The 21,811-nt window shown below is 38.2% G+C and carries 14 protein-coding genes and 1 pseudogene; 8 read left to right on the plus strand and 7 right to left on the minus strand.

Going from position 1 to position 21,811, the window contains the following annotated elements; translation table 11 throughout:
- Positions 1-94: 94 nt before the first annotated feature.
- The gene (locus tag NST33_RS30910) at positions 95-1,459 is read right to left on the minus strand and encodes an extracellular solute-binding protein (protein WP_221820196.1); all 1,365 of its coding nucleotides are present in this window, start codon (positions 1,457-1,459) and stop codon (positions 95-97) included.
- 202 nt (positions 1,460-1,661) lie between these two features.
- Between NST33_RS30910 and NST33_RS30915 the strand changes: the two genes are divergently transcribed.
- Positions 1,662-2,375: a response regulator transcription factor gene (locus NST33_RS30915; protein ID WP_221820197.1), complete on the plus strand. Its 714-nt coding sequence runs from the start codon at positions 1,662-1,664 to the stop codon at positions 2,373-2,375.
- A 40-nt stretch (positions 2,376-2,415) separates the two neighbouring features.
- Entirely contained in the window at positions 2,416-4,302 is a 1,887-nt protein-coding gene (locus NST33_RS30920) for an ATP-binding protein (RefSeq protein WP_339306291.1), read from the plus strand.
- Positions 4,303-4,478: 176 nt separating this feature from the next.
- Here the strand turns inward: NST33_RS30920 and NST33_RS30925 are convergent, their stop codons facing one another.
- Positions 4,479-5,147 (minus strand): DNA alkylation repair protein, encoded by a 669-nt coding sequence (locus NST33_RS30925; protein ID WP_221820199.1) that lies wholly within the window; start codon positions 5,145-5,147, stop codon positions 4,479-4,481.
- A gap of 217 nt (positions 5,148-5,364) precedes the next feature.
- Here NST33_RS30925 and NST33_RS30930 point away from each other — a divergent pair, with 217 nt between their 5' ends.
- Both NST33_RS30930 and NST33_RS30935 read left to right on the plus strand, forming a co-directional pair.
- Positions 5,365-6,339, plus strand: a complete 975-nt coding sequence (locus NST33_RS30930; protein ID WP_339306293.1) for a YndJ family transporter — start codon at positions 5,365-5,367, stop codon at positions 6,337-6,339.
- A gap of 91 nt (positions 6,340-6,430) precedes the next feature.
- Positions 6,431-6,883 (plus strand): HEAT repeat domain-containing protein, encoded by a 453-nt coding sequence (locus NST33_RS30935; protein WP_339306295.1) that lies wholly within the window; start codon positions 6,431-6,433, stop codon positions 6,881-6,883.
- A gap of 253 nt (positions 6,884-7,136) precedes the next feature.
- Here the strand turns inward: NST33_RS30935 and NST33_RS30940 are convergent, their stop codons facing one another.
- On the minus strand, positions 7,137-8,627 hold the full coding sequence (locus NST33_RS30940; protein ID WP_339306297.1) for an aldehyde dehydrogenase family protein: 1,491 nt from the start codon (positions 8,625-8,627) through the stop codon (positions 7,137-7,139).
- Positions 8,628-8,655: 28 nt separating this feature from the next.
- Positions 8,656-9,741 carry a 5-methyltetrahydropteroyltriglutamate--homocysteine S-methyltransferase gene (locus NST33_RS30945; protein ID WP_339306299.1) on the minus strand — a complete coding sequence of 362 codons (1,086 nt, stop codon included), beginning with the start codon at positions 9,739-9,741 and terminating at the stop codon, positions 8,656-8,658.
- Positions 9,742-10,017: 276 nt separating this feature from the next.
- Here NST33_RS30945 and NST33_RS30950 point away from each other — a divergent pair, with 276 nt between their 5' ends.
- Complete coding sequence (locus tag NST33_RS30950; RefSeq protein WP_339306301.1) at positions 10,018-12,042, plus strand: right-handed parallel beta-helix repeat-containing protein; 2,025 nt, start codon at positions 10,018-10,020, stop codon at positions 12,040-12,042.
- 323 nt (positions 12,043-12,365) lie between these two features.
- On the opposite strand, the gene NST33_RS30955 is transcribed toward NST33_RS30950, so the two are convergent.
- Positions 12,366-15,614: a hypothetical protein gene (locus tag NST33_RS30955; protein ID WP_221820206.1), complete on the minus strand. Its 3,249-nt coding sequence runs from the start codon at positions 15,612-15,614 to the stop codon at positions 12,366-12,368.
- A gap of 419 nt (positions 15,615-16,033) precedes the next feature.
- Here NST33_RS30955 and NST33_RS30960 point away from each other — a divergent pair, with 419 nt between their 5' ends.
- The 3 genes and pseudogenes from NST33_RS30960 to NST33_RS30970 form a co-directional block, all read left to right on the plus strand.
- A complete protein-coding gene (locus NST33_RS30960) occupies positions 16,034-18,799 on the plus strand; it encodes a pentapeptide repeat-containing protein (RefSeq protein WP_221820207.1) in 2,766 nt (921 codons plus the stop codon).
- 383 nt (positions 18,800-19,182) lie between these two features.
- Positions 19,183-20,355, plus strand: a complete 1,173-nt coding sequence (locus NST33_RS30965; RefSeq protein WP_221820209.1) for a PIN-like domain-containing protein — start codon at positions 19,183-19,185, stop codon at positions 20,353-20,355.
- A 134-nt stretch (positions 20,356-20,489) separates the two neighbouring features.
- Positions 20,490-20,618 (plus strand): annotated as a pseudogene (locus NST33_RS30970) (transposase); the annotation flags it as partial.
- Positions 20,619-20,908: 290 nt separating this feature from the next.
- Here NST33_RS30970 and rlmH read toward each other — a convergent pair.
- Positions 20,909-21,388, minus strand: a complete 480-nt coding sequence (rlmH, locus tag NST33_RS30975; RefSeq protein ID WP_017691463.1) for a 23S rRNA (pseudouridine(1915)-N(3))-methyltransferase RlmH — start codon at positions 21,386-21,388, stop codon at positions 20,909-20,911.
- 250 nt (positions 21,389-21,638) lie between these two features.
- Positions 21,639-21,806 carry a CxxH/CxxC protein gene (locus NST33_RS30980; RefSeq protein ID WP_017691462.1) on the minus strand — a complete coding sequence of 56 codons (168 nt, stop codon included), beginning with the start codon at positions 21,804-21,806 and terminating at the stop codon, positions 21,639-21,641.
- Positions 21,807-21,811 lie beyond the last annotated feature (5 nt).

Raw genomic sequence — 21,811 nt, forward strand, 5'->3', positions numbered from 1 at the left:
ACCAGTAAAAATGGCTGACCTCTATACATAAATATCGTATGGGACTATCCCACTCTCTATATCTCGGGGAAATATAATAACTCTAGAGCGTCTATTACTTTGCTGTCTGAGCTTTCTTCAATTTATCAGCAACAGCTTGAGTGTTGGATTGGATAGCAGCAGTTGCTTTGTCTAATGTTTTCTTCCCGTTTACTACCTGTGTCAATTCTTTCAATACAATTGAGCGAAACCTCAATTCGAAATTTGGTGACTTGTTCATGAGAACATAACTTGTTATCGATGAATCCAGGTTAGGTTTTAATTTATAGAATGCATCCATCTTGTAACCAGAGTACTCCTTAATCATGCGAGATAGAGGAGCACCGATACTATTGTTCGAGTTCTTGGGTTTATAGTATTCATTAGCGTAGTCATCTCCATTGAAATATTTGATGAAATCCCAAGCTGCATCAACATGAGATGCGCCTGCTGGAATTGCAAATATCTCATTAACATACACGTTCCCTGTTGACTTTCGGTCCTTAGCGGCTGGACCGGCAGCAATACCAAGCGTGAAAGGTTTATAATTCTTCACACCTTTTTTGGCTGCTTGCAGGGATTGCAACTGACTAATAGAGGCTACTTTCATAGCTGATCGTCCCATAATGAACGAGCTGCTTTCCAAGTAACTTTTGCCGGACAGACTGATCATCTCGTCAAGTACCCCGGACTTCGTTGCCTCGCTCGACAGACGATAAGCATTTTTCCACGCAGCTGTATTTGCAGTAGCCTTAAGGGTATTTGGATCCATGTACGTTAATCCTTCTGTTCTGGCGATTTCCATTACCAAATTGCTTGATCCAGTGGAGCTTAAGCCCCAAATTCGGGAGTTCTTATCTCCCTTGGTTGGGAATTTCTTAGCAAGATTCAATATCTCTTCCCATGTCATCCCATCCGTTGGAGTTTTAACATTGTACTTTTTAAATAAATCAGCATTATACAGAAGAGCGTAGGAATCCGCTTTTGGGCTTAACCCATAAAGTTTGCCACCGCCTTGTTTCTTCAATTCATCAAGCAAGCCGGGGTATAACGTTGTCGTGTCATACGTATCTCGCTTAATTAAAGGTTCTAAATCAACCAGCTTTTTCTCTTTAGACATTTGTTGGTATTGGTAAGGGGGGAGCATCACAAGATCGGGTGAATACTTATTGATAGCCCCGTTGTAATCCCTAATCGCTTCCATACCTCCAGGTGTAACTACTTCGATATTTACATTCGGGTACTTCTGACTAAACAGATCTCCATATGTCATGTTGAAATCATTTTCGTTCCAGTACAATACTTTTAAAGTACGTGTAGAATCTGCCCCGTTGTCCGAATTTGCAGAGACTTGCTTGCCTGTGCTAAAAACTGTTGAAATACCGATTAACATAACACTTAGGCTAACAAGCATGGCCTTCTGTAATACCTTATGCTTCAAAAATAAAACCTCCACTCATGTATTGTTCAAACGATTATTCGCTTGTGTTGTACTCAGTATAGAAGTGAAAGCTTATCATCTAACTACCGAACTTCTTATCATTTCCTTAAATCATGCTGACGTTATTCAATGCATAAGGAATATCGCTTATAATTATTGTGATGCTCTTCAATTAAGGAAGATGCTGGAATAGGGAGGGTTTATGGCGGAAAGCACAATTTTAATGGTGGATGATGAAGCGGAAATTATCCAATTAATGAGTATTTATTTCAATAACGAAGGTTACAAGCTGCTGCAAGCATCAAATGGGATGGAGGCGCTGAAGATTCTGCAGACCAAGCAAGTCGATCTAATTGTACTGGATCTAATGATGCCCAAGATGGACGGTTTGCAAGCGTGTATGAAAATACGAGAGACGAATCCGATTCCTATCATTATGCTGTCCGCTAAAAGCCAAGATATCGATAAAATATCAGGCCTCAGTATCGGCGCTGACGACTACGTAACCAAACCGTTCAACCCACTCGAGTTGATCGCACGGATCAAGTCGCAGCTTCGGAGAATGAACCAGTTCAACTCCGTTTTGGGCAATACGAACGAAATACATATCGAAAACGTCGTGATTAATAATGCATCCCACACGGTAACGGTCGATCAGCAGGAAATCAAGTTGACTCCCCGCGAGTTCGCGCTCCTTCACATGCTGGCTGTCAATAGAGGGATGGTGCTGAGTATGGACCGCATCTACGAAGAAGTCTGGAACGAACCTTTTATGGAGTCGAAGAATAGCGTCATGGTTCATATCCGTAAGCTCCGTGAGAAGATAGAATCCAATCCACGTGAACCACGGATCATTAAAACCGTGTGGGGGATCGGATACAAAATCGAAAGCGATTTAAAAGCAAGGGGTGATTAGGATCCAACCACAGTGGCTGTATACGATTCGGTGGAGATTAATGCTGATCATGGTTGCAAGCCTGGTTTTGACAGGCATAGCTATTTTCTTGGGGTATGTCATGGCGGGAGCGCTGCAGAACATTGAATACGTAGCTGTTCCGATCAATTGGCTCATTGAGTATGCCGGGTCCGTTCGCGTGATGATCATAACCGGTATCGTTCTATTCCCCATTAATTTCTTCCTTGCCAGCCTCCGTTTGGTTCGGGATTTACGTGAAATTAACACCGGATTGCAGGAAATATCGGCAGGGCGGTTTGGGCAAGTTGTAAGGGTTAAGGGTAAGGATGAGTTAAGCGTAATCGCGGAGAGTATGAATCAATTGAGCAGCGAATGGGATCATTATCTTGCGGAAATCACTCGCGGCCTGGGGGAGATTGCGAGCGGACAGTTCGACCATCAAATCCCCGAAATTGCCGATCATCAACTGGGAGAGGTAGCACGCAACATTAACCGGATGAGCATGCAGTTGAAGCAATCAATTGCGGAGGAACGCAAGGCGGAAAAGACCAAAAATGATCTGATCACCGGTGTATCTCATGACCTGCGAACTCCACTGACCTCGATACTCGGTTTTCTCGAAGTCATCGAGAAGGATCGGTATCAGGATGAGGTGGAGATGCGCTATTACGTCAATATTGCATATGAGAAATCCTTGGCACTTCGGCGATTGATCGACGAACTATTTGAATACACACGGGTCAACAATGGCATGCCTCTGGAACTCAGTGAGCTTAATATGACCGGGTTAATTGGCCAGCTTGCCGAAGAATTCGTGCCGATTACCGAGAGTGCAGGCATGCAAATCAGGCTGAATGTTCAAGAAGGAGACTTCAACATTCAAGCGGACGGAGCATTATTGGTACGGGCATACGAGAATATACTCGCCAATGCCATCCAGTACGGGCGTACAGGCAAATATATCGATATCGATATTGCACAAGATGGAGATATGTTAGTTGTACGGATTCAAAACTATGGAGTCCCTATTCCCGAGCGGGATTTACCTTTTATTTTCGACCGTTTCTACCGGGTAGACAGCTCCAGGTCGAAGCAGACCGGAGGTACAGGTCTCGGTCTCGCCATAACAAAAAGTATTGTCGAGGTACACGGAGGAGGCATCACTGCGCACAGCAGCAAAAGGGCAACCTGGTTTGAAACACGGTTATCGATGTTCGGACCCAATCAGACGCAAGTGGCTGTTACGGAAGAAGTTCAAAACGAAATCAATCGGATACCGACCGTGCTTCCGGAACAACACCTTGTACCAAAACAAAGAATATTTCCTTGGCTTCGACACCTGTCTCTCTCCAGGATAGCTGCTGTACCCATGATCTTGTTGCTCGTCTGCGCGGTGGTACTATTCAGTATGAAGAATTCATTTACCTCTAATCTCGTGGTGAAGTTACCTTCCATCTTCTCTGAAAAAGAAGATTCAACGCTGATGCCAACAACCGGGAAGGACGAATTGGTTCTAATCACCGGTAAAACAGACAAAGACTATACACTGCTTATTCATAACTACCTTTTCGACGGGCATGACCTAATTATCCAATACTCCATGAAACATTCTGACCAGATATCGGAGACGCAGTGGGCGAAACAATCGGTCAAACCGACTTTTATGTTGGACCCTTCAACGATAAAGATAGTTCCCGGCATCGCCACAGATTCAGGAGTAGTGTTCGCCAAAAATGGCACCCTCCATTTTTATTTTATCGAGAATTCGCCACCTCCAGACCAGTTCCTGTTGAAAGTCAACGTAAATCAGTTAGTTCTGTCCAATGGACCGGATCAGCAGGATCTGCTCACTGGAGACTGGAGCTTCGAAATTCCTGTGAAGAAAAATTATGAGCAAAAAAACAATGGTCAAAGCGCGCCCTTGTAGAATTCAACCTAATTGAGATTCTTGAAATAAGTATTATACCTCAGAACCAATGAATTACGGTTATAATTGCCCTCCAAGCAAAAAGGATCTGGAAGCTTAGTTCCAGATCCTTTTTCTATATTGAGGCTTCGAATTTTTATTGTCACATCAGGTACTAATGAATATTTCAGGGGCAACTAATTCTTATTTCGTTTGTTAACTTCAATTGCAATGAACTCTGGCAAATAATTAGGAGTACAACCCTTTGATACCATTTCACCCTTATAAAGACCTGTATTCTCACCAAGTTTAATACAACGCGAACGATACTTTTGATCATAAATGCCTATCCAGCCTGCAATGAAATTCATAGCCCACTGAACTTCCGGCTCTTCCTGCGTAATATTAGCTTCAATTGCAGATAGTAAGTCTTCGGTGTTATCAGGAGGCGTTTGTCCAGTCCATCTCAATCGCGCTTGATAATACCAAAAAGCTCGCCTTTGAAGAGCAGAAGGGCTGTTTTCCCATAACTCCATCAATGCAATGGTCTTCTTGTCTTTGGTAAGCTGATTAGCCATTAACCAATCCATTAAGTTATTTCGCTCATCAAAAGTGTGAGTCTGCATATCCTTATCAAACCTATTAAGCAATTCTTGTGAGAGAAGTTTTTTATCCATAATTAAAATAGCTAATAGTCTGGGCAAAAACGCTTCGGTCGACCAAAGTTCCATAGCAAGTTCGTGATCTTTTTTTATGTCCTTCGCGATTTTTCGTAAGTCACCTAGCTTAGTTTTACTATTGATCTGCTGTAGAATGTCCCCTGCTTTTGAAGAGTATTTCATTTCTGTACTTTTATCCTTATTCATTTGATACCACAGCTCCTTTATGGTGAAAGTCTTTGAAGAGCGGTAGGGCTATTTCCCATGACTCCATCAACCGCAGTAAGATAAGCTTATTTTCATATATTGACAAATAAATATGTTAGACTACTTAAAGAAAGAATTGCCAATCTATACTAAAGAACGCTACACAACTGGATGCAGGCAGTTATTACACGATAAACGTAGTTAGAAAGGAAACCCCATGAATAGTTCCTTGAAGCAACGAATGAAATCATTATTAGCACCAGTGTTTCCCGGTGGAATCATAACCATTCTGATATTTTCCCTTGATTACTTCCAATTCGAACTTGTTGAAAAATTTCTGCTTTTTGCGGCTTTTGTCATTGTACCTCTTGTGATTTTACTTTTGAACCCTGACGAAAAGAATAAACATCAACGAATGATTTATGCTGCTATGAAATGGCTTCAATTTCCCGCTGCGCTTCTTACCCTGGCCTCGGTAATGAGTAGTAAGATGTGGGGGTTAGAAAGCACGGTAATACCGGGGATTCTGTCCCTTGGGTGGCTACTGTTCACACTGCTGCTCGGCATCTATGGCTTGACCACTATTGTGATCTCTAAAGGAAAAGCAGCGGAAATAGCGATTGGTGCGGGGCTCGTTTATTTTTTTATCGGGGGCATTTGGTTTACCTTATATCAATATCAATTAACCCTCTTTCAAGCTAATCCTGCAACGCACGCGTTAAGCTCGCTCCACTTTCATTTCTCATCTGCGATCGTTCCGATTTTTATTGGTGCACTGGGACGCATCATGACGAAGAAAAGCTGGTATCCCTGGGTTGTTGCCATCGATATCATCGGACCAATCTTGATTGCTATTGGTATGATTTTCTCCAAGCCGATTGAATACGTCGGTGTCAGTTTGTTCGCCTGCAATATTGTGGTTTACACCGCTTATCTCCTTGCTTACTTGAGGAAAAATGCTTTGGATGTTAAGGCAGCCTTCTTCTTAGGCCTTTCTTGTCTAGCCTTTTACACGGTTATTGTCATTTCCATCTTCTATCCGTTACTGAAAAATATGTACTCCTTAACCATACTCGATTTTATTCCCATTTACGGATCTCTGCATGCGTTTGGTTTTGTTTTATGCGGACTGATTGGTTGGGTGTATATGGTGGACTTCATTAAGGAAAAGGCTAACCAATCGGCTTCATAGGAGTAGTTTAGTCAGGTTCGTGCTATAATAGTGATCACATAAATAACATTCATCATTCTGCCGAGATGGCGATGATTAAGGAGATTGAATTTTGACGAACAACCATGATATTGGAGCAGTTAACGAACTACCGGAGAACTTTGAAGAGCTCAAACGAGCGGCTAACCGGACGTCGAGCTGGAGAGAAAGACTGAATGCAGTGAACGAATTGGGGAACTGGAATACAGCTCCTACCATTAAATTGCTTCAGCATGTTTTGAAAAATGATCAAGTGTTTCAAGTGCGCGAAGCCGCATATCACAAGCTCAAGCAGTTGGATGAAGATGTACAAATGCCTGCCAAAAACAAAGGTGAGCTGTTTAAAGGTACTAACAAAATTTTGCTACGGATTAAAAAAAGCCTTCCTGAAGGTCACACATTCGAGCAATTTAAGGAAAAACTGCAAAAGACACGTCTGGATATTTATGATACTTACGAGGGCGACAAAGATGCTGAATTCGACTCCTGGCTCCATGGCATTTGGGAGACACTAGGTAGAAGATAGCCGCCGTTCACCGTATAATAGCTGAGTACAAAGCCACTTCAAAATAATGGAGTGGCTTCTTTATTTCTTCAGGCTCATCTCCAGCAGATATGAGTTAATTTTTTCTAAAAAGTTGCTGCGGTCAAACTGATCTGACAAAAAAACGCCCTGTCTACTGATTCTTAAAAATCAGTAAACAAAGCGCAAAGTTAGAGCCTACATTCAACTTTACATGTACATTCCTCGTACGATGTGGAAGTTTGTGGTATACCATTTACTCTGGGATATAAGGAAGATCCAGTGTCTTCGGAACGTTGATGACATGCTTTTCTGTATAAGTGCGGATACCTTCCGCGCCGTATTCACGGCCAATACCGGATTGCTTAACCCCACCGAAAGGGAACCGAACGTCGAGCCCCTGCACAGCAGCTGTATTGATCATGGTCGTTCCAGCTTCGAGTTGACGTGCGACGGAGATGGCATCCTCTTCTTTCCCCCATACAGAACTCGTCAATCCATATATGCTTTCATTGTGTAGATGAATAACCTGCTCTTCATCGTCAAATGGCAGAATCGGAACCGTAGGACCAAACTGTTCCTCCACTACAATCGGATCATGAACATCGCAACCTAAGACAAGCGTAGGTTGTAGGTAGTAACCTTGTTCAAACAGCTTCTGATCAAGAATTTGACCGAGAGGGATGACCTTAGCCCCACGCTTTTGCGCATCTTCAACCAAACCAAGCACATAATTTTTCTGCTTCAGGTTATTAAGTGGACCTACTGTCGTATTTGAATCAAATGGGTCACCAATTCGAATCCAGCGACTAGCGGCCTCTATATATTTTTCCACAAACTCATCATAAATAGAACGGTGCACATACACACGTTTGGCGATCATACAGATCTGGCCTGCAGTCAAGAAATTAGAAATGACAATCCGGCGCATTGCTCGCTCATCATGAACATCAAAGCTTTCCAAGAAGATAGCCGCATCATTACCACCAAGCTCAAGCGTCATATCCTTAATCGTTTCCGACGCAGCTTTAATGATATGCTTAGCTGTTGCGGTTCCACCTGTAAAAGCGATTTTAGTAACAAGAGGATTACTAGTTAGTTCAACACCCACATCCGCATCACCATGAACGACATTGATTACCCCAGCCGGGAACTCACTCGCAATAATCTCTGCCACCTTCGCTGCCGCCAGTGGCGCATATGGGCTTGGTTTAAGCACAATCGTGTTGCCCGCAAGTAAGGCAGGAGCGATCTTAATCGTAGATAAAGCAATGGGATAGTTCCATGGACTAATCGCTGCCACCACACCAATTGGATCATAGGAAAGAATCGTTTTACCATTCTCATGCTCTTTGATCTCTTCCTGTAGAGCCGATTTGGCTTCATTACAAGCAAACTCCATCCACATTAACGAAACATAAATTTCACCGTGTGCATCATACAGGGGCTTGCCATGCTCTCTAGACAGCAAATTCACAATTTCATTCTCAGCTGCTCTAATCTTCTCGATCGCCTTGCGCATCATCATAATGCGTTCATCAATGGTGGTCTGCTTCCATGTTTTAAAAGCTCCTGCCGCTGCTTCAATCGCTTCAACCGCTTGTTCTTTCGTAGTGACAGGGAAATAACCTACGATCTCAGTTGGGTTTGTCGGATTCTCTTTTGCTAACTGCGAAAGGGATTTTACATTTTGACCATTAATGAACGCTTCAACTATAATTGTCTCTTGGTCTGCTTGAATTGTCATTTTACATCCCCTCCGTTATTTAAATGGATTAATTCCAAACTTCTTCTGCAATTTTCTTAACATAACGAAGTTTACGCCATTGTTGTTCTTCCGTTAAAATATTGCCTTCTTCTGTAGATGAAAAGCCACATTGTGGACTCAAACAAAGTTGCTCAAGTGGTACATAGGTTGCCGCCTCTGCAATCCGAGCTTTAATGTGTTCTTTATCCTCTAACTCGCCTGTTTTTGATGTGAGTAAACCAAGCACGATTTTCAAATCTTTTCGATTCACATATTTTAATGGCTCGAAACCACCTGAGCGCTCATCATCAAATTCTAAAAATAAACCATCTACGTTTAAGCCTCCAAAGATAACTTCAGAAGCGTAATCATAACCACCCGTTGAGAAATAGTTCGATTTATAGTTACCACGACAAATATGCATCGTCACCACTAAATCTGCCGGTTTATGAGACAAGGATTCATTAATCATGCGCTGCATCGTTTTCAACTCTTCCGCCGGTTCCAGACCTTTAGCACGTAGCTTATCGTGACCAGCTTCTGAGAACAGGTCTGCCCAAGCTGTATCATCTAATTGCAGGTATCGACATCCTGCATCATAGAAGGCTTGAATGGCTTTTTGATACGCCGCAATCGTATCCTGAAGAAATTGCTCTCGGTCCGTATAGATATTGGCGTCATTCTCCAATCGATATAGAAGCATGTTTGGACTTGGAATGGTCTGTTTCGCTACTGCGTCACCTGCATGCTTTTTCAAAAACTCAAAATCCTGAACAAAGGGATGACTCGAGAAATCAACTTTACCAACAACACGAATCCCACCCTTGCGCGTTTGCATATTGTGGAATTTTGGTCCATCTATTTGCTCATACAGCTCTACGCCATCCAGGCCGCCCAGGAAATCAAAATGCCACCAGCTTCTGCGGAATTCACCATCCGTAACTGCCAATACGCCATTTTCCTTTTGCTTTTCAATAATTCGAATAATCTCTTTATCTTCCACAGCTCTTAATTGCTCATATGTGATGTTGCCTAATTTATATTGTTCACGTGCCTGACTTAAATCTGCAGGACGTAGAAAGCTACCTACATGATCATTACGAAATGGTATCATAACTATTTCTCCTTCTAACTTTTTAGTCTAATGAGTATAGCATGATGGAAAGGAATGCTTGTTATATGAAAAAAGCATGGCTAGTCATAGCTTTTAACAATAGCTAGAAGACTTTAATACGCAAAAATCCACAACTTCATAGGGTAGTGGATGTGGTTTTACCTTTTATCAATATCAATTCAGGCTAACATACACCTTCCTATCTCTGCCATTATAATTATTTTCTAGTATAATAACGGGATACAACAAACATTTTAAAATAGAAGGAGAGTTGTTATGGAATATCATGTATCCAACCATGGGAATGATCAAGGAAAAGGAACAGCGGATCAACCCCTTCGTACCATATCACGCGCTGCGGCTCATGCCATGGCCGGTGATACAGTTACTGTTCATGCGGGAGTATACAGGGAATGGGTTAACCCGGCTAATGGAGGAACAGCGGAGCATAGAATCGTATATCGATCCGCAGGAGACGGGGAAGTCGTGATTACAGGAGCTGAACGGATTACCAACTGGAATTCTGAAGGAAACAATGTCTGGAGCACAGAAGTGCCCAATTCCCTCTTTTCCGTTCGCAATCCCTATGAGGTAGAGCTCAGTGGAGACTGGTTGTTTGACGGGCCCTTCCCAATTCATCTCGGCGATGTCTATTTGGATGGCAAATCATTGTATGAATGCGATAGTATTGAAAGCGTTCACAATCCTGGAGTTTGGTCCGAAGCCAAGTATCCCAAGGATTCATTGTTAAAATGGTATGCCGAGGTTGGTTCTACAACAACAAAAATCTGGGCCACCTTTGGTGGAAAAGACCCTCGTACGGAAAATGTAGAAATTAATGTACGTCCTTATTGCTTTTGGCCTGATAAACCGGGACTGAACTATATCACCGTAAGTGGTTTCACACTTCGTCAAGCCTCCCCCCAATGGGCACCACCTACGGACTACCAGGAAGGTTTGATTGGACCTCACTGGAGCAAGGGCTGGATTATTGAAAACAATATAATCAGTGAATCCAATTGCGTTGGTATTAGCCTGGGTACCGAAATCGGCACAGGCCACACCAAGTCTTTGGAGAAGCATAGTAAAGGTGGTACTCAACGCGAGCAGGAGGTTATTTTACGAGCATTACGCTCCGGCTGGCATAAAGATAACATCGGCAGTCACACAGTTCGAGGTAATGTAATTCACGATTGTGAACAGGCAGGTATTGTGGGTCATATGGGAGCAGCCTTCAGCCACATATATCAGAACCGTATTTATAATATTCACCACAAACGACTCAGACACGGTGCCGAAGTAGCGGGAATTAAACTGCATGCTTCCCTGGATACTCAAATTAGCGAAAATATAATGTATAGCTGTTACCGTGCGCTTTGGCTGGACTGGCAGGCACAGGGCACTCGCATCAGTCGTAATGTATTTTTTGACAATCTTTCGGAAGACCTCTTCGTTGAGGTGTGCCATGGTCCGTATATGGTCGATCACAATCTATTTCTCTCTCCGATGAATTTCAGAAATATGGCTCAGGGCGGGGCATTTGCTCATAATTTATTTGCAGGCCGATTTGTCGTTCGTTCCGAAATTACTCGTATTACGCCATATCATTTCCCTCACGAGACGGCCATGGCGGGATACTCCAATATCACTGGAGGCGATGACAGGTACTACAACAATATCTTTATAGGTGACAATGATCCTAATAAGGAGCCTGTGCCCATCACCTTTTTTGAGCATCTTCCACTTAAATCAAGGGATGAAGTTGGAGAGGACGGGAAGACGGTCATGGATGGTGTTCCGGACAATTCCATATGTTATCTGCATGCTGTGGGACTTGGAGGCTACGATCAACATCCGGATGTGAAAGATAAGAAATGGTGGGAATACACCAAAGAGGAGCTTATGGAGCTTGGCGATGCGGCAAAGGATTTCTTTATAGGCAATGCCGTTCTTCCGGTAGCTATGGGTGGCAATGTATTTCTTAACGATGCGGTTCCAAGTCGTCACGAATCCCAAGCGAAGATAGTTGCACAGAAGGGCGTAACAATTGAGACGAATCTTGCACTAGGCAAAGTGCACATTCAGATCCATGATCCAAGATTGCTTCGGGGAACCTCATCAATGCTAGTTACCACGGATCTACTTGGAAAGACTTATCACGCCGATATGAAGTATGAGGAACCAGACAGCACGCCCTATCATTTTGACTCCGACTTTTTCGGAACAAAGAGACCCAATGCAGATGTCACACCAGGTCCCTTTGAATTAACCGAAAAGGGTACGATTGATTTTGAAATTTAAGTTTATGATTGAGGGTCCAGTCATTTCAGGTGATTGGATCTTTTTTGTGTGTAGAGCTCTATTCCGCTAATTGGGATAGAGGCTTCACTTGGTAAAAAATGCTCTTTTTTTCTTTAGGGTGAGCTTTGTTTTCATCAAAAAATCCCACACTGTTACTTGTGGTACGGTTCCCCATATCATCTGTAGAGCGAAATTAAAAGATTTTCCTATGAGTATCTTTCTTCTAGTGCATGTTTCCTAATTTCATACCGTCCCCACTTCCCCTATAGAGGGGGAGGTCTATGAGACTAACGGCTGGCTAATTTTAGTTGGACCTCATTGAATCACTTCAGTTGCTCATTATGATCAGCATCGTAAATTAATGATTCTCTTAAAAACCATTTTAAAGTTTCATACATTTTGTGCCAGTCGATATCAATCTTGTATTGATCAAGAAATTGTGGAATATTACCAATCAACAAATGCCAATCACCAATGTATTCTCTACCTGATACTCTAGCAAACATTGCATTATGCAGTATCTTTAAGTGGTACATTCTGATTTCAACCAAATCAAAAAGAGAATAGATATCCACAAAAGGTAAACAGGAATACCATCCATCTGAGTATCTTGATACTTCAAGAAATCCGATCTGATTATCTCGAATATACGCGATGTCTTCTTCATGAATACATCCATGTTTAAATGGAATAAACTCCCCCTCTTCTTCTTCTTTTAAATACTTTAAAGTCTCTATTCCTTTTTCAGTGATCATTTCCTCGATTTTTTCATCATCAATTAGTCCTGATATTTTGTAACCATAGTCATATATAGCATCAAGAACTCGTATACAGTACTTGCTTTGCAACGGATTTTTTATATCTGTGTATTCAATCTTCCTTCCAAAACTATGATATGAAAGCATTTCATGTATTCTATAATCAATGTGCTTAACATCAAGGCAATTTATTTTCTCAGGTATTAAATCGAATACATCTACCGGAAAATCCCTATCATCGAATGCACCCATTTGAACTAATTTATTTATTAGTGAATCATCTTTCATATCTAAATAACTTCTAAGTAAATGTCTAATCCCTTTTTCACTTTGATTCATAACTTTTCTTAGTATATCAATCGACTTTAGTTCTTCTATAAAACCGAATTTCTCAAACACACTTAATGCTCTATCAAGTGTATATACACTATAATCTTTTCGATTGTAATACATTGCCCACAGTCGGTTAACTGAATAAATATCAATTTTTCTCTTTTCATGATTTGCTAACCTTATAAAGGATTTCGCATAATCTACTGCTTCAAAAGATCCATTCGCAGCACTTTCCTTAATAATGTCGTCCAAAGATTTATCATAAAATATATTATTCTCTCCTAATAAACCTAACTCATTGAGTTGGTGTTTAACAGATGACAACATTCTGGCTGACCATCTAGCATCAATACCATAGTCTTCGCTAATTTTACTAAGTTGGTAAGTTGCTATGCTTCTATCGTTGTTCAAGTATTCATCAAGTATTTTAAAATAGATATCCTCTTGGTCTTGATTAACCCAGACATTAACCATATGTCTAATTAAGATATCTTGCTTATCAAAATGAGATATATCATTGTTTTGTAATTTTTTTAATGTTTTTTTATAGTTCGGCTTGTTTTTCCGTTTCTCAAAGTAACATTGTTCATCATTGAATATCTCATATAGTTCATATATTTGATTTTGATCATACATACAATCTGTCAAATATCTTTTATATGATGCTTCATCCTGCAATTTTAAAAGAATGAAAGTATTCCATAAAACGCCTGTACTAAATATCTCTTCCTCTATAGTTAAATGAGTATTCATATATACAATAATTTGATACATCAAACCATCATACCCAATTAAGTCATTACGATTAGCCATCTGATAAATCAAAGCGAATGAATAATACTGATATACATCTAGTACTCCTTCTCGTTGCTCTAATAACTTCTGTAGTTGTCCGTAAAATGAGGATATTGAATTAAAATCTAAGGTTTTTTTAAGTAAGGCTGAAAAAATATCAACTTCGCTATACATCCGTAATAGTTCTTTATAGAAATCTTCACTAAGTTTAAATGAAGACAATCTTGACATGAAATTAACATCTCCACTCAACAAACTACTCTGTACAATCTGATTCACTCTGCCTTCTAATCCTGAATAACTTTCAAGTTGAAGTCTCAAGTATGTGTTAAAACTATCGTGAATTAAAGATATCCTATTTATCGTCCTTTTAAACAAGTATGGATGTCCTTCAATAAATTCCATGATTACGTCTACCAGGAAAGATTCTTTAAGAATAGTTCTAAGCTCAGATTCTGTGAAGAAACTATTGTTTGTTGCAAAAATAGATAATAATGATTTTGGATTAACTTTTTCAAGCAACATCCCATAATATTGATTTAAGTTTTCAATCTCCAGCGTAATGTTAATCTCTTCATGAGTTTTATAATGTTCCGCAATAAAGTAAGTGATTATCGGATAACCATCAGTAACTTCATAGATTTTACTAACAAATCTGTAATCAGAAATGTCGTAAGCCAATGCCAGATATAATGCAGTTTCTTCAAAACTCCAATTTATCAATTCCTTTGGTCTCCAACTAACTTTTGCCAAAAGTGGTCTTGACAAAACAATGAGGCGGGTATCCTCTAATGAATTAATAAAATCGATGTATAATTGAAGTTCTGTCGGATTATAATTTTCAACATGATCAAGACCATCAATAATCAATATTTTATCTTGTCTGATAATTTCTTGAATCAATTCTTCAATAGTGTAACTTTTTGGAGATTTGAATATTCCTAGCGCCACATCATCTAAAAACACATCAAATTGCAAACGTTTCATTAGTCGTTCGTCTTGAGATCCAATCCAAAATCTATATACTATTGCATCACTATACTTTTGAATCAACTCTTTAACATAATGGCTCTTTCCTACACCAGGCTTTCCGTATATCCATAAAACACCCTTTTCCACGCTATCTAATGGTTCTCGTATTAAGATTGTTCTGTCACCTAAATCTAGAGACATCCTAATCACTTTTGGTAGCTCCTCTTCGTTCACCATAAATTTTGAAGAAGTTATCATAGAAAATGCAAACTGAATAATTTGAATTTCTCTACTTTCAGTACTAAACATCTCATCAAGTAGATTTTGCACATCAATGGGAGTTAGTGGTATTATGACAATTCCGTCTAATTCTATTGCTGGAAATCCCATAAATTCTGAATCTGTTTCAATCTGATCAGTATTAATAATTACAATATTATTCTCTTCTTGATTGTAGTCATTAGAGTTTCCTTTGATTTTAACAACATCTCTTGTTATAACAATGTCATCCAATGTAGTACTTGGGTAATTTTTTACTTGAATTCTATAGTTCTCATTTGCCTCTATATATAAATCGTCAAAGTTCCCACTTATAATTGTTTCCGATTCAATCTTTTTGATTTTTCTTTCAACGTCCATCTTTGCTAAAAACAGCGTAAATATGTAGTGCTGAAATGTGTAACCTTTAAGTGCATTTCGTGCAACCTGTCCCATAACATCACTCCTATATCATTAAAATTTATAATCTCTCTATTTATATCTTTACTATAGCGAAAATAACAAAATTCTCCATATACTAAAAATTTCATTTATTTGTGGTACAGTTCACCGTATCACTCTATTGGCTAAATAAACAGATCAAAAAACTAAAACTTTAACATTCGTGTATGTGTTGATTTTATGATTTTGTCGTAAATAATCCTTTTGAAGGATATAGACGGACTTTGTCGAAAAGATTACTAGTGCATAAAAACTGATATCTATAAGAGGGACTCTATAAATATCTCTAAGAAAACAGGTAATTTACTCTAATTAAATTACATGATTTTTGCTTTACTTAGTCTAATATTTAGCGCAATGTAATAAATGAGATATATTTGTATTTAATGCAGAATAATTCAAAGGAGATCAACATGACTTTTATTGCATGGCTATCCCAAACATTAGGAAACACCACTGTTAATTCATTACTTACAATTATTAACACTGCTCTTTCTAGTAAAACCTTAGCAGAAAATTTTAAAAGTAAAACTAATCTAAATGACCAATTAACTATTTCTCTCTTTAATTCACTAGATAAACAAATAAAACTAGTTAAATCAGATAAAATTAAATGCCAATTAATGAATGTAAAAGATATTTTAAAAAAAGAACCGCAGCTAGTAATTGATGAATTATTAAAAATAAATTATGATTTTAATCAATTATTCAAAGATAACGATTCTTTATATAATATTGCATATAGTATTTCTCAAAAAATGGACTACTCAGATAATCCAGAAATTATAGGTAGACATATAGGACATGCTTTAATTAATTTTTATATTTTTGATTATCTTGAAAAAATAGAACCCAGACAATTAGATTACATAAATATTAAGAATTCCATTAACACATTAAATTCTATTCAATCGCTTGAAGAGTCTATTAAAAATTTTAAAGAAGAAAACTTTGAATACCACAACTTCACACATAGAAAGTTAGAGGAAATAGAAAAACATCTCATTCCGCCAGAGCAAACTAATACTTCAATAGATATTCTAAATATGGAGTTAAAAAATTGGTGTCAGCAACAGGCTAATTATCAATTAACAGAGATACTTTATGATGAAAAATTCACTGTTTTGGATATTTATATACCTCTATACGCTTTTAGTTATAAGCTAAAAGATAGATTTTTGGATTTACAAACTTTAAAATTACAACTTAGAGATAAAGAAGAAGTATATTCCACTATACGCAATGTAAAAACTACTGGAAAACCAACAATAATTTTAGGTAGTCCTGGAATGGGAAAAAGCACTTTTACTAAATGGTTATTAGTCGAAGAATCTACTAAGAATACTACAATTATCAGAATAGAATTAAAAAAATTCAATTTTTCCGGAGAGTTCTCAAAGGATTTAATTAAACATTTAAATGAGTATATATCAAGTAATATTCATCAAAGTTATTTTGCTAGTTTAGACATTACAATAATATTAGATGGATTAGACGAAATTAAACTAAACTCTTTTGAAGAACATGAGAATTTTATTGATTCTGTAGTTAGTTTCAATGATATTTACAGAAACATTAAAGTTTTATTAACAAGTAGAGTTTCTATTTTGAACAATCGTATATGTGATTTTTTATTAGGTTGTCAAATAATTTATATAACTCCCTTCTCTTCTAAACAAACTAATGAATGGATAACAAAATGGAATGCATTAAACGGGATAAGCAACCAAACAAATACCATCAATCTTGAACAAGAGATTTTTAATCAACCTTTGATGTTATATCTTTTCTTTAAGATGCTAAGATCAAATCCTCAATTAATTGAGAAAAAACTTAATAGACTGGAAATATATAGACAACTATTTGAGTGGACTAACGGTAATGAAAAATACATTACTGAAGACCAATTGAATTTATTACAAGTTTTTTCGATTGGTAATATAGAATTAAAAACTTTATTAAAAGAGTTTAACGAGAATTTAAGCCTAACTATGCTTACTAATGGTATAGATACTATTACAATCTCCGAAGTTTTAGAGAAAGAATTATTACCTACTTCAATAAATGACAAAATGCTATTTAAATTAACCCCACATTTAGAAATTAGCAAACAGAAACTTAGCTCAATTTTATTAATAAACACAAACACAACATTTGTACAAAGTTTTGAGGTTGTAGATTTCTTTGAGTTTGATTTTGTGCATAAATCATTTAAAGAGTACCTAGGATCAAGTGCTATAGTCAGAAAATTAATTGAACTGTTAAAAATGGAACAAGAGATATTCTATGTGGAACTTTATAAAACTTTTTCGACATTAAAAATTATAGACAATGTAGAAATTTTTCTTACTGAATTACTAAAAGACGTTCAAAAAAATATTCTAAGAGAAATATACTCAAAATTAATGTCTTTTTTTCTAAGCGAACTTGTTCCTCATACAGTGATTGACTCTATAGGTACAAATCAATTATCCGCAATAAGGTTATACTACCAAAATTATAAAGATATTACCTTAAGAAAGATGCAATGTAATTTAGCTGAATGTTTAATATCACTTTTATCATTCTTAGATGAATTTTTAATGATAAATGAGTTTGATTTAAAAGAAGATAAACTTGCAAGACTGGTTACAATCGCTAATTCAATTAATTATGAGTTCAAATTTAACCCACTTGGGATAATCAATTTGGAGAATTTAAACTTAAATTCAATAATATTAAATTACGCTACCTTTGATAACATGAATCTAAGTAATTCCAAAATAACTAACTGTGATTTAAGTAAATCCTACTTTGAGAATGTAGGATTTCAAAACACAACTATCTCACATTCTAATCTCAATCATTGTCATTTTAAAAATGCTAATCTATATAGAACAGAATTAAGTTTTACAAATTTAAAAGACACTGATCTAAGTTACGCTATATTAAATAGTGCTACTATAACTTATTCTGATCTAGAAGATTCGAATTTGGAATTCAGCGATTTAAGAAATGCTAATTTGAGTTATACAAATTTAAATAGAGTAAACCTAGGTAACACTAGACTAGAGAACGCAAAATTTACTGGGAGCAACTTGAAAGGACTTATTATAGATTCAAAAACATTAGACAAATATAGTGATATCTTGGAAGCCGGACATAATTTTGAATTTATTGATATTGTATTAGAAGTATGAAGTACTTAATTGCAAAAGCAGAAATAACTACTCTTCTTTGCTTTTACTTCTTTCTTACTTTTGGTATGGTTCATCATGTCATTCCACTGATAGCGGCTCATTTTTCGCCTATTTCTTACTAGTTTAGTTCCCCTTGGTGTTTAAATCATCACCGTAACATTTGTAAGGCAAAATTCTAGTATGCCAAAACTACTCTCTCCTATTAAAATTTTTAATTTGCTGTCTAACGTAACCACTCAATCTTTTAGTGCTAATCCTAACAAAATCATTTAATATTGAAATACAAAAACTTCCAATTATAAAATCTATAAATTAGAAAATGAGGTGAGGAACTCCCATGCAAAGAAGAAATCAATCGTCTTTATCTAAATTTGGAGGACACAATGATATCTAATCTTCGTTGGCATCTCGAATATGCCGAAGCAGACTACGATCTCTTATGGGAAAATTGCTTGTTTGTAATGGATACTAATATATTATTAAATTTTAATAGATATACAAATTCAACAAATAAAGACTTTTTAACTGTATTGGAGAAGATTAGTGAAAGGTTATGGGTCCCACATCAGGTTTTATTAGAATATCAGTATAATGTAACTAATGTTCAAAATGATTTAAAAAATTCCTACGGAAAGATAAGTGGTATTGTCAAAAAGTTGTTTAATCCAGCTTTAGAAGAAACAAAAAAGGAATTCAAGCAATATAGAAATCATCCTTTCATTAAAGTTTCAGCTTTTCTTGAGAATGCTCAAAAGTTAATTGAAGATTTCAAACAAGATCTGGAAGAGACCGAAAAGTCGCATGAATCTGAAATAATTCAAAGAAAAGAAACTGTTGAAAATATTCATAAATTATTTAAAAATGTTGGCGAGGGCTTTACTGAACAAGAGCTAAAGGCTATTCTTCAATCTGGGCAAGAGAGATACAAAATATTACGTCCACCTGGTTTTGAAGATCGATTAAAGAAAGATAATGAGTGGAAACAATATAGTAATCTTATAGTTCCCGATAGATTTGGAGATTTTGTAATTTGGAAACAGATTTTAAAGTATGCAAAGACGAATAAAAAGCCTATTATCTTTGTTACTGATGATGAAAAAGAGGATTGGTGGCGTGTGCTAAAAGGAAAAAAAATGGGACCAAGACTAGAATTAATTGATGAATTTTCAACAGAAGTATCACTAGACGAAACAAATAAACTTCCATTTCATATGTATACTGGGGATACTTTCTTACATTATGCTGCAAAGAAGTACCTAAACGAAGAACTAACTAGTTCAGTCGAAGAAGCAAAAGATGTTCGATTATCAATCGATGAATTTACGGCTGAACAACTTAGTCTTGCGGGACTCACAAATGATCAGGAGGAATATATAGGTGAAATGATAAAAACAGCAATGGCATTAAATTCAGAATTAGGCAGAGCTGCTCAAGATCAATTTGATGTACTCCAGAACAAATCGGATAATGATATTTCATATCGTCTTAAAAACTATTCTTTAGATATGAATGTACTTATTGACTGGCTAGAAGTGAAAATTAATAATGAACAATGATAATTACTAAGCTGCTACCGGAGCCATCCCGATCACAGGATGGCTTTTAATTATGGCTTTAGCCAGTTGAGTGCGTGAAACGCGCGAAACAAAAAACCACCCGCTATGCGGGTGGAGGGAACTCAAGTGAGAAAAGATCTAATATAATCGAAATTTTCAGACGTCTGTGTAAGTATAAGAGAGTCGAAATTATAAAAGGTCACAAGATGCCCGATCATGTTCACATGTTGGTAGCGATCCTAACAAAAATTGCGATCTCAACAGTTCGTTAATGGGTAAGTGAAGATGACATATAGCACTGAGTCTGAACAGAATTGCTGTCAGGCTAGCGTCTTTAGGCGCAATTTGGCAAGAAGGGGTTATGCTCCTAGAGCAATCCACCGGTTGGACGGATGGGCCTGATTAAACATACCTTTATTACATGTATGATACAAGTAACTGATAAGAACGTTAAAGACACTCGAATCAAGTTCACTGAGCAGTATTTTGTTGCCTGCATAATTCTAGTTGCCTTTCCTCAATTAAACTAGGCGGTTTTAGCATAAATTTCGCCCTACTTGTGGTACGGTTCACCCCGATTTATCTTCACCGCGCGATAAATCTGCTCCACCAACACCAGCCGCATAAGCTGATGCGGCAGGGTCATGCGCCCGAAGCTCAAGCGCTGCTTCGCGCGGCGCAACACCTCATCGGAGAGCCCGTGGCTCCCTCCGATGACAAACACGACATGGCTCGTCCCATACGTGCCGAGCTTGTCGATCTCCAATGCCAGCTCCTCAGAACTCCAGAGCTGGCCATCCAATGCGAGCGCGACCACGTGCGCCTCGCTCTTCACATGCGCGAGGATGCGTTCGCCCTCGCGCTCTTTTACCGCCCGAACCTCAGCTTCGCTCAGGGTATCGGGCGCCTTTTCGTCTGCGACCTCGATCATCTGAAACTTGATGTACGGGGCGAGCCGCTTGGCATATTCCTGAATGCCCAGCGTCAAATATTTTTCCTTTAATTTGCCTACACCAATAATCTGAATAAACATGAAAATTCATTCCTCCTAAATTGTCTTGCGAGATATTCTATAAGTAAGATGCTTCACAGCATCGTTCGTTCCAACTATATAACCTAAACTACGCATTTCTCCAAATTCTAACGAGATTCCCCCCACAAACACAAAAAGAGCGCTCTTCACGCTCTCCTTGGCTTCTTGCTGTGATGTTCATACCGGATGGAAAGTCAGCCTGAAGCGCCACCTTAAGTCACGCCTCCAGCCGTCTAAGTCCTACAGTACGCTAAACGACGAGAAATTCCGCATGCTGTTCGCACTCGGCGCATTTCGCAGGCGGGTCCCAGTCGGCAAATTCCGTCTCCTTCAGATCAACGATATCTGGAGCGTCCTCATACTCATCGACAAACATGTCGATGGCAATGTCCACGTGTTCTTTGCATACAACGTACATCCGTT

Origin of the sequence: Paenibacillus sp. FSL L8-0435, assembly GCF_037965655.1 — a bacterium.
Lineage (GTDB): Bacteria > Bacillota > Bacilli > Paenibacillales > Paenibacillaceae > Paenibacillus.